The organism is Bacteroides sp. 1001136B_160425_E2, assembly GCF_015559655.1.
GTDB classification, from domain to species: Bacteria; Bacteroidota; Bacteroidia; order Bacteroidales; family Bacteroidaceae; genus Bacteroides; species Bacteroides luhongzhouii.
On record NZ_JADMQH010000017.1, the window covers coordinates 1 to 10,991 of the forward strand.

A 10,991-nucleotide genomic window follows, 5' to 3' on the forward strand; every position below is an offset into this window, starting at 1 on the left:
TGAAAACAGAATACAGATATAAGAGGAAACTTACAACTGAATCCTGGTTCCATTTACACAAAATTGTGGACAGTGTCTGAAAATGAAAAATAAGCCGCAGAGGAAAGTGCGTAAGTAACCTGAATTCCAGGGTGAACGGTTAGTTATATTTTCCGTTTTGCCCTACGTTCACAATCCGCACGTATGACATTCAGTTCTTTCAAAAACAGAGAAATACTATTCATATTTTCTTCACTCCAAAAATCCATTTTTCGATTAAGACTACAAATAAGTTTTCACAATAAAATCAAATGAGAAACACTCCAGCAAAAGATCCTAAAAACAAACTTATCTCTATTATTATTGATGTCCTATTTCTTGAATATTCATTTTTAAATGTCGGCACAATTTGAGCCGATATTCTTAATTTAAAGGTATACGCAATATACAACAACCTACCATTTCCAAGGTAACTTTAATTGGAATTATATTCTAACCACTTTTTTATAGTTTTTTTGGTTGTTTGTTGTAATCCTTCAAGTTGATGTGGATCATCGTTCGCATATCGTATTATCAGATTAGGATTATCTTGTAGATCTTCATACAATCTTATTGCAAAGAAATTATCCTCTTCTGTTACCATCTTCTCAATCAATAATGGAATGATTTCTTTTCCCATAGCCTTTAAATCGGCATATTGAGGTAAATTTCTTGTAGTAACAGTGTTATTACTAAGCGAGTAATGCCATGCTTCCTTCCATTCATTAAACAGAGATTCAAACCTTGAACCTTCTCTACATATTTTTACTTTTCTAGCAATCATCATCAACTCATCCGGTGAGAAGATTATATTTTCGTGAATATCCTCACTTATTTTTTTCATTGCATTAGCATCCATTTCACTTAGACTACGGGTAGGAGAAACCGTACCATAGGTTTCCACAGGAACTCCATACATTCCATTAGAAAACACACTTACAAGGTGCCACAATAACCACATACGCCCCATCTTAGAATAAGGCGCCTCACAATGGGGAGTACCTCCAAGAGATACATGCAGAGGGGCATTTCCCCAACCCCAAACTACAGGATAGTATCCTGATATTAAGGTTGCCCCTTTCATGTAATCATAAGCGGCATGATACACGGAACTCGCATTTTCATATCCATATCTTACTTGATCCCAAGTACTAAACTCTATCCACTTATTATCAAACCCCAACGAATAGGCAAAACAATTATCAGGAAAAATATACCCTCCCTCCGGTAGATTTGATCGTGTCTTAGCCATCGGACCAATAATGCTATAAATATAATCCATAATTTCAAGGCTATCAAGCAAATTGACAGTTTGCATAGCCACCTCATTAGCCGGCTTTACAGATTCCTCAATGGTACTTACAACCTCTTCGCTACTACAAGCAAAAATACACAACAGAACGAATACTACAGTTAAGTGCCTCATACCACAAGTATTTAAGGTGAATATTATACGAATGTATATATTCTTTTCGAGCATTCCTAATACTTTTCTGTTTTTTACCACAATCTAAAATATTCCATTCTCCTCACAAATGTTTATATAAAAAGACTTATACTTATGGAATAATGATTTCCCAGAAGTAAGCAGTCATGTTCAAAATACAAGCAATCGGGCAATGTCTAAATGATAGGATATAATCGCACAGTGAGAAACTTCATTACCATGAGACAAATCAAATTACTATATGTTACTATAGAATATATCCACACTTTTCCCAAAAGTATTTTTGCCTTTGCAGGCAGGCACACGCCCTTTTATTACAACAAAAATACTATGAAACTATACAAGATAACCGATATATACGCAAAAGTAACCGATATAGTTAAACACAATGCCTTTATATCCATTGGGAATTACATTATTCAACATTGCTCTCATGTACAATCAAGAACTTGGAACAGAAGTTAATTATGAACGGGCCTACTTCTTTGCAAAAATTCAATAAGATGCATAAATAGGAAATTATAAATGTACACAACTGGTCAATGGTAGGATAGAAAGTGGGATTCTCCCTGTTACGGAAAATCACGGACATCATAGATTTAAGGAATACACCGCAATAGTTGTTATACAAAGTTTTACATAACGACCAAAGCAAATATCGGCACTCATTTCTTTTATGGACAGAATCATCCTTAAAATACATGACTTCACCTTATCATTTTCAATAATAAGGCGAAATCAGCATACGATTCAGGCTGAAATTATTCAGGTAAAATCTGTTCGATCTCTTTCAACTCGTCTGCCGTGAACTCCAAATATTCCAGCGCTTTCAAATTGTCGGCCAACTGGTTGACAGAGCTTGCGCCTACAATCACCGAAGTCATCCGTTCGTCTTTCAGCACCCATGCTAATGCCATTTCAGCGAGTGTTTGTCCACGTCGGAGAGCTATTTCATTCAACCGGCGGGCTGCCTCTACCTTTTCAGGCGTCACTTGCGAAAGCTGAAGAAAACCCGAGGAACGTGCAGCACGAGAGCCCTCCGGAATACCATTCAGGTATTTATCTGTCAACAGTCCTTGCGCCAAAGGAGAAAAGGCAATAAAACCGGAACCAAACTCGGCTGCCAGTGGAAGTGTTTCCGCCTCCACTGCACGGTCAAACATATTATACCGATACTGGCTGATGAGACAGGGAACACCGGCTTTCGCCATCATTTCATAGGCAATACGTGCTTGTTCGGGGGGATATTTAGAGATTCCGATATACAGCGCTTTCCCTTGTTTCACGATATCAATCAATGTCTGAATGGTTTCTTCGACCGGAGTAATTCCATCATAACGATGGCTATAAAAGATATCAAAATACTCCAATCCTGTCCGACGGAGACTTTGGTCAATGCTCGCCATCAGATTCTTACGGGAGCTATTTCCACCATAAGGACCAGCCCACATGTCATGACCAGCTTTGGAAGAGATGATCATTTCATCCCGATAACCTTGGAAGTTCTCTCGCAAGATTCGTCCGAAATTAATTTCGGCACTTCCGGGAACAGGACCATAGTTGTTTGCCAGATCGAAATGAGTAATACCGTGATCGAAAGCATACTTAATCATGTCGGTTGCTACATCGAAATTGTCCACACTACCGAAGTTGTGCCACAATCCCAAAGAGATTAAAGGTAACTGCAAGCCGCTCTTACCACAATATTTATAAGGCATCCGTTCGTAGCGTCCGGCTACCGGCTGATAACTGAAAGAGTTTTCCATAAAACAGAATGTTTATATTTTCCTTTCACAAAGTAAGAAAAAATATTCCAAATACAACTTTAGTCGAATATTAAAAAGAACACTTTGATTAAAAGCTGGATGTCACATTAACCATACAACCGTTCAGAACTGGAAATAAATAAACGGCTGAATCTCCGAACTCTTCATCTGAATAACCAGGTAAATCAAAGCTACCATCAATACTGCTTTTCCTACGAACGGCAGACGAATTACTCCTCGACAAACTGCATTTTCCCAACTATCGGGAGCAAAATGAAGCAAGAAGCCAAGTAACATCAATGCAAATACTTTCCAATAGCCTTCGAGTAATTGCGGGAACAGTTGCGGACGGAAAGTAGTGAATATCTGCCCCAACATATCCATTGAGTTCTGAAAATCAGCATTACGGAAGAAAATCCAACAGAAACAGACAAAATGGAAAGTAATAATCACTCCAAACACACGTCGCCAACCGTGACTTTCCTCCCCTTTCTTGCGACCGGTGACAGACATCCACATTTTATGTAATGCCAAAGCTACTCCATGAAAAGTTCCCCAAAGTACAAAATTCCAGGAGGCGCCATGCCACAATCCACCCAAGAACATGGTAATGATGAGATTCAGGTATTGACGGAACTTGCCTTTCCGGTTTCCACCTAAAGAGATATACAGATAATCTCGCAACCAACTGGATAAAGAGATGTGCCAACGGCGCCAAAATTCCGTAATAGAGGCAGACTTATAAGGTGAATTAAAGTTGAGATTGAAATGGAAACCTAACAATAAGGCGATGCCGATAGCCATGTCGCTATATCCGGAAAAGTCACAGTAAATCTGCAGAGCATAACCATAGACTCCCATCAGATTTTCAACACCGGAATAGAGAGTGGGATTGTCAAAAATACGTTCTACAAAGTTGATACTGATATAATCGGATATGATGGCTTTCTTGAAAAGACCGGAAACGATCAGAAAGATTCCGCGTCCGAACATTTCCTGCGAGACAAATAAGGGTTTCCGGATTTGCGGAATAAAGTCGCGGGCACGCACAATAGGTCCTGCCACCAACTGAGGGAAGAAAGATACGTAAAAGGCATAATCCAAAAGATTGGTCAATGGTTTTATGTCTCTTCGGTAAACATCAATGGTGTAGCTTAACGATTGGAAAGTGAAAAAGGAGATACCGACCGGCAGGAATATATCGAGAGCGGTAAATTCTCCTCCCATCAATGACGCAATCACTCCACCCAGGAAATTGGTATATTTGAAATAGACAAGAAGTCCTAAATTGATACCCAAACTCAAAGCAACCAATCCTTTACGTTTCCAATAGCCCTCTGAACGGTCCATTAGCTGCGCAAGGAAAAAGTCGGCAACGGTAACTATGGCAAGCAGGAAAAAATAGGTGCCACTACTCTTATAGTAAAAATAATAGGAAAAGAGGGTGACAAACAAGATACGGGCAGTGTATTTGCGTTGCAGCAACACATACACTACCATGAAAGCAGCGAACAACCAAAGGAAGATACCGCTGCTGAATATCATTGGCGCCTGCGGATCGTAGGTAAGTATCTCTTTCAGTCTACTGAAATCTATATCAATGGGAAACATAGTCATTATATGCTTTGATAAGTGCTTGGTATAATAAATTTCCTTGCAGGATGTATCCTTCGGGTAAATAATGTACATGATCGGGACGCAGCAGGTTGGCTTCCGTCCAGTTTGTACAGGCACGGCGCTTTCCTCCGACTACATCATACATATCCCACACGAGCAGACGATGGTCTTTTGCATAACGGCGAATAGTTTCCGCCGCTGTTGCTGTACGTGGATTGATGGCATACGTGCGTCTGCGCCTTCGTTGCCGGAAACTTTCATAAGAACCGGGAGGGGTAGTCAGAAGAATTGGTACGTTGGGAAGACTGTCACGCAACAGTTTCACCAGTTCATCCATCTGATTGTAGTGCGCATTTATATTATAACGCCGATTATGGCTTTCATTGGTTCCGAAAGAGAGAATCAGCAGTTCGGGCTTCAAGGCGGCGATTTCAGCAATACGATCCGGATGGGTAAATGTAAGGCAAGTCGCTCCGTTGACGCCTTTATCAATATAAGAAATAGCACCGAAAGCTTCTGTCAAACGAGTACCGGTGGTTTGAGGGTAGATATGTCCGCGTACATGACTATCGCCAATATGAACGATACGGACTGTATCTTCGGAGAGTCCGGCATGCACCTGGCGGAGATGTTCAAAGACGGGAGCCAGCAGAGCAATACTGTCAATAATCTCATTCCGACCGGTTTCGCGGAAAGCTGAAGGAAAGGCTATCTGTACGGTGATCGTATCTTTTGCCTTGTTCATTTCCCGCAAAGGTTTTATCAACTTGGCAGTCTTTCCCGGTGGGGGGCATACAGGCATGCGGTCTTGTGCGATTGCTTCTGCAAGGAAACAAGAAACACTCAACATAGCGACGAGAATAAAAATAAAGATAGACTGCAGATTATTCTTGTTCATAAGCACGCCTCCTGTCGTATTGTTCCTTACCATAAATCATCGTTTCATAAAGTAGTCCCGCCAAATGCTTGCCACCACGGAAATTTATATGTGTATAATCATAATTTGCCATAGAAGGTTTGGCATGTACCAGTTTTGCCATGCTGCCTTCTCCGCCCATTGCTTCAAACATATTCCAAAAGGCAATATTGCTTTCGGCCGCAATGTTCTGCTGATAACGAATCAGATTCTTCACACCGGGCATGGTACGAAGTTCGCCATTATCGTTTTTATAATCACGGTCACCGACGCTCAACAACAGGATTCCTGCTTGTGGGAAACATTCTTTCAAATGCTCGATAGCCGTAAGCAATCCTTTTTGATAGTTATCATAATTGCGCCCCCGTTCGGTAGCTACATTCAAACCATATTCGAGGATAATGAGGTCGTAAGGACGTTGACGGTTAAACTGTTTCAACATCTGTGAAGGAATGCCGCGCAGAGAAAGACCGGAACTGCCACGCAACGAGAAGTTGTCGAGAATGATTCCTTTTTTTCCATCCATTGCCAAACCATAGAACAATGTAGAGTCTGCACGGTCTACTGTCCAACGGATAGAGCCGATGCGCCCGCCTACCTGAATTTGCTGCAATCCATCGGAAGGACCTAATGAATAATTCTTGTTTTCTCCTTTGTTCACACGAGCAGAAAGAAGAACAGAATCCTTGTTATAAAAGAAGATGGAGGCCCGCTGACAAGTATCGAGCAGGGAGGCATATTTATTTTGTCCGCGCAGTTCTACATAAGCTCCATTCCGGGGAACGAAATAGTGACCGGATATGCCTTGTTTCTTCTTATCGAAATAGACGCTGTCTGTTACTGCATGACTGGACCATCCGCCAAACGTATGTCGCACCGTAGGACGGTAACCGCTTGTCATGGAAGTGATAGTAACAAAACCTACGCCACAACCGCCGAATTGTTTCTGAAGCATTTCGCGTAAGTCGGCGGTAAAGATATCCGCTTCGATAAAGGAGTCTCCGAATACGGCAATACGTACCTGTTTGTCATCGGAGTCATCTGAATCACTGGAAGAGATACGATTGAGTGCTTCATAAAAAGGAGCCATCCCCCGAAGAGTGGAATCACTGTAATCTTCAATACAAGTCATACCTGTACGACAGGTATCTACAAAGGCCGGCTTTACAACCGGAGGCAAAAGGATGCTGTCCGAATCAGCTGCGGCAGTCTCCGACTCCGGATAACGAAGGTCGCTCAAAAGGTCTACACGCCTCATCGTGTGCCCGTCAATAGTCAGTACCGGAAGCCAATGAAGCCCGAGTAAGGCTGCCAATACAATCAGTACGAACCACAACGAATATTTCAAATAATTCTTTATTATCTCCATAATGTTTCTAAAATCCCAAACGACCGCAAAGATAGACAAAAGCCACAATAAAGAACGAGACTGTCCAAAAATATATTTTGAGATTATCCGTTCTTTTAGTATATTGATGTATCTATCAAAATATTTAAAACAGCTTCATAATTTTTTTAGTTAAAATATTTGTTTTTTAGTTAAAATATTTGTTTTTTATATTTCCATATTTTTATTTTGCAAAATATTTTTTTTAGAGACCTAAATTTAAAAAATTTAAGTTAGTGCTGTGTAGTTATGAAGGGGGCGGGAATTACATGTCATTTATTACTACTTTTTTTATTTATTCTACCAATACGGGCCATGAAAGTGTCAAAAGACACTTTGTATGTACAAGTAAAGTTTCAGCTGGGATATTCCTCTGTTGATACTTTATTCTGTGACAATAAGGTACATTTGGAACATCTGGTTTCGTTATTAAACAATGCTGCTTCCGATTCGTCAGCTATTGTAAAATCTATAACGATAAAAGGCTGTGCTTCGCCCGAAGGATATACTCCCATGAATCGTAAGCTTTCAGAAAAACGTGCTCAAAATGTGCGTACTTATATTCTTAACAAAACTCACCTGACAGACTCTATCATTAAAGTAGTTCCTTCTGATGTAGATTGGGAACTGCTGAGTAAAATGATTGCTACTACTGAACAGCCGTGGCGTAACGAAGCGATTGAAATCATAGCTAACACCCCTATTTGGATTTTTGACAAAAACAAACGTATCATCGATGGTCGCAAAAACCGTTTATGTATGCTACGGGGAGGACGTGCATGGAAATACATGAAAGAAAAGTTTTTTCCGGACTTACGAAATGCGCGATTTCGCATCGCATGCGAGCGGGAGATGTTGAATGCCACTGCTAATGAAGCTAAAGAGTATACGGTCACCACTACGGACCAATTAGTAAAAACTCCGAGTCATGATTCGATTCCCCAGGTTACTGATGCCGTAGATACTTATGTTCCAGTGTCTTCCGAGGTACTTCCTACTACAGTAATACCATCAACGAAGAAAGAACGCCAAAGAATTACAGCTTTGCTGAAAACAAACATGCTTTATGATGTCGCTACCATTCCTAACATTGGGTTGGAAGTCGCTATCGGCCAGCAATGGTCGGTTGGAGCCAATTGGCAGTATGCGTGGTGGAGCAATGATGCGAAGCATCGTTTTTGGCGTGTTTATGGTGGCGACGCAGAATGTCGTTATTGGTTTTCTCCCCAGTATAAAAAGCGGTCGGCCATGTGCGGACATCATGTAGGACTTTACGGTCAAATGCTAACTTACGACATAGAATGGGGCGGACGTGGTTATTTAGGCGACCGCTGGAGTTGGGGAGCCGGTTTGTCTTACGGATATTCATTGCCGATAGGACGGCAATTCAATATCGATTTCACACTGGGAGTAGGTTATTTGAGCGGTGACTACATGAAATACCAACCTGAAGACAACTGTTATGTGTGGGAATCCACTCGCAAACGGAAATGGTTCGGTCCTACTAAAGCCGAAGTATCACTTGTCTGGTACATTGGTGGCCGCAATGAGCAGAAAGGAGGTGTGCGGTGATGCGTTTCTCCACTATAATATGGAATATGTTATCGGCATTAACCATACTGTTTAGCGCGTGCGAGCATAAGGATATTTGTCTCGACCATTCGCACATGGTCGATATGGAAATCAAGTTCGACTGGGAGGCTGCGCCCGACGCCACCCCTCAGACGATGGTCGTACAGTTTTTCCGTGCCGACGGCAGCCATTATGTTCGCCACGAGTTCACTTCGGCCAAGGGTGGAAAGATCCGCATTGAAGCAGGCGAATATAAATTGCTGTTCCACAACGGCGAAATGAAATCGGTGGACGAACGCGGAAATACGTATGACAACTACGAGGTGACCACCGTTTCCCAATCACTTCTCGACCCGATGGGACGGGGTGAGTTAAGCATGCCGCCACGTCCGTCGGAAGTTGGTCATGAACCCGTATGTGGAGTCCCCGAAAATGTTTGGGGCGGATGCCACGAACAGTTGGAAGTGCTGGCAGGAGTGCCGGGACAGTCTGTCACCTTATTCCCTGCCGAAGCAACGATGGAATATACCGTCGAAGTATGCAACGTAGAAAACATGTCCGACGACCTCGATATCAGTGGTGCCCTTACGGGTATGTCCGAAAGCTGGCGGCTTGCAGACGGCACATCTTCCGGTGTACCGGTGACGATGCCGCTTCAACTGGAACGCCCCGACAATCATACGCTCACGGCACGATTTGTATCATTCGGTCATTGCCCGCAAGAAGAAGGAATCCACTACTTTTCCATCTATACTTCTAATAAAAACTATCTTGATTTTGATGTGACCGATCAGATGCACGAAGCTTCCGATCCGAAGCATGTCCATATAATAATTGATGAAAAAGTGACCCTTCCGGATCCGGAAGAAGGGATGAGTCCTTCGATTCCGGAATGGGACGAAGTGATCCAAGATATCCCAATGAATTAATGAATAAATTAACAAAATAAAAAGACTAAATTATGAACAAAAATGTAAAATTACTGGGAATAACAGCAATGCTTTCCATGACGTTTGCCGCTTGTTCGAATGATGAATTAGTGGAAAGTTATCAAGGTGAAGAAATTTCATTCACTACGCGAGTGACAACACGTGCGACTGAAACGAAACTCGAAAATCTCGAATCCTTCTATGTATATGCCGATGCACCTAATTATAATATGTTTTTAGATAAAGTACAGGCTACAAAAAAAGAACCAGGTAAAGCAATTTATACTTTACCCGATAATAAATATTGGCCATCCGGTGTCAAGCAATTCAATTTCTGGGCATACGGTCCGTGCAACCTTGAGCTTAAAGAGGGAGAACCTCAAATCAATACAACATCTCAGACATTTTCAGACTTCACCCCTAAAGCGAAGGGAGAGGATCAACAAGATTTTGTAGTAGCATATACAGAAGCCGAGCGCGACAAGGTTCCAGGAATGGCTGTACCATTGACTTTTCATCATGCTTTATCACAGGTTGAAATAATTGCAAATTGTCCGGACGCAGATAAAAACATATATATTAAAGGTGCGTGGATAGTCAATGTAAAAAAATCAGGAACTTTGTCATTTAGTAAAGAAGTAGGAGAAAATGGCAATTATATGCAGTGGAATGCTGGTAGTAGTAAAACTCAGTATGGAGTTGAATTCGAAAAAGATGCTGCAAAGGTTGTTGCTAAAGCAGTAGAAAATAATATTAAAGGTACTACTTTAATTGGTAACAGCAATAATAACTCAGGTCTCATGTTAGTACCTCAAACAACCAACGAGCTGAAATTTACCACGGTTGGAGAAGGAGACAGCAAGGTAGTGACAGGTGATGATGGTACATATATCTTAATTCTTTGCCGCATTGAGGCTATTCATGATGGTGCTAATCATGATGGTGATGACACAACGGTAAAGGTGGAGGGAAATAGACATATCCATCAACTTTTCCCAATTAACCCAACTTCCAGTTTCGTGCAAGAACAATATGGATACACCTGCGTTCCCGTTGCTCTCAATTGGACACCTGGAAAGAAATATATATATAATCTCGAGTTCTGCGGTCATGAGAGTGGTGGCGGTATTTATCCTGCGGAAATACCTGCCGGACTGCCGTCTTCACCAGATGGAGGAGATATAATTAAAGATCTTCCAAAAGGCAAGTACCCGGGTGACCTTGTGCTGGACAATCCGATTACTTTTACAGTTGGCGTAGCCGAATGGACTCCTGCTGACAAAGATGAAGATACTCCAATGAACTAAGTGATTGTATTTTTGTAGAAAAACCAACCGTT

8 protein-coding genes are annotated in these 10,991 nt (G+C 41.6%); 3 read left to right on the top strand and 5 right to left on the bottom strand.

The window, feature by feature from the left end:
• Positions 1-454: 454 nt before the first annotated feature.
• The 5 genes from I2I04_RS16940 to I2I04_RS16960 all read right to left on the bottom strand — a co-directional run bounded on the left by I2I04_RS16940 (position 455) and on the right by I2I04_RS16960 (position 7,133).
• Complete coding sequence (locus I2I04_RS16940; RefSeq protein WP_195655522.1) at positions 455-1,498, bottom strand: hypothetical protein; 1,044 nt, start codon at positions 1,496-1,498, stop codon at positions 455-457.
• Positions 1,499-2,226: 728 nt separating this feature from the next.
• Positions 2,227-3,231: an aldo/keto reductase gene (locus tag I2I04_RS16945; RefSeq protein ID WP_195655479.1), complete on the bottom strand. Its 1,005-nt coding sequence runs from the start codon at positions 3,229-3,231 to the stop codon at positions 2,227-2,229.
• 123 nt (positions 3,232-3,354) lie between these two features.
• Positions 3,355-4,842, bottom strand: a complete 1,488-nt coding sequence (locus I2I04_RS16950; RefSeq protein WP_143259164.1) for an MBOAT family O-acyltransferase — start codon at positions 4,840-4,842, stop codon at positions 3,355-3,357.
• Complete coding sequence (locus tag I2I04_RS16955) at positions 4,829-5,746, bottom strand: SGNH/GDSL hydrolase family protein (RefSeq protein ID WP_229127005.1); 918 nt, start codon at positions 5,744-5,746, stop codon at positions 4,829-4,831. The genes I2I04_RS16950 and I2I04_RS16955 overlap by 14 nt, the downstream gene beginning before the upstream one ends.
• The gene (locus I2I04_RS16960) at positions 5,733-7,133 is read right to left on the bottom strand and encodes an SGNH/GDSL hydrolase family protein (RefSeq protein WP_195655481.1); all 1,401 of its coding nucleotides are present in this window, start codon (positions 7,131-7,133) and stop codon (positions 5,733-5,735) included. The genes I2I04_RS16955 and I2I04_RS16960 overlap by 14 nt, the downstream gene beginning before the upstream one ends.
• Before the next feature lie 333 nt (positions 7,134-7,466).
• On the opposite strand from I2I04_RS16960, the gene I2I04_RS16965 reads away from it, so the two are divergent.
• The 3 genes from I2I04_RS16965 to I2I04_RS16975 are packed head-to-tail and all read left to right on the top strand — an operon-like array spanning position 7,467 to position 10,959.
• A complete protein-coding gene (locus tag I2I04_RS16965) occupies positions 7,467-8,723 on the top strand; it encodes a DUF3575 domain-containing protein (protein WP_229127006.1) in 1,257 nt (418 codons plus the stop codon).
• 26 nt (positions 8,724-8,749) lie between these two features.
• Entirely contained in the window at positions 8,750-9,652 is a 903-nt protein-coding gene (locus I2I04_RS16970) for a DUF5119 domain-containing protein (RefSeq protein ID WP_195655483.1), read from the top strand.
• 32 nt (positions 9,653-9,684) lie between these two features.
• On the top strand, positions 9,685-10,959 hold the full coding sequence (locus tag I2I04_RS16975) for a fimbrillin family protein (RefSeq protein ID WP_195655484.1): 1,275 nt from the start codon (positions 9,685-9,687) through the stop codon (positions 10,957-10,959).
• Positions 10,960-10,991: the final 32 nt, after the last annotated feature.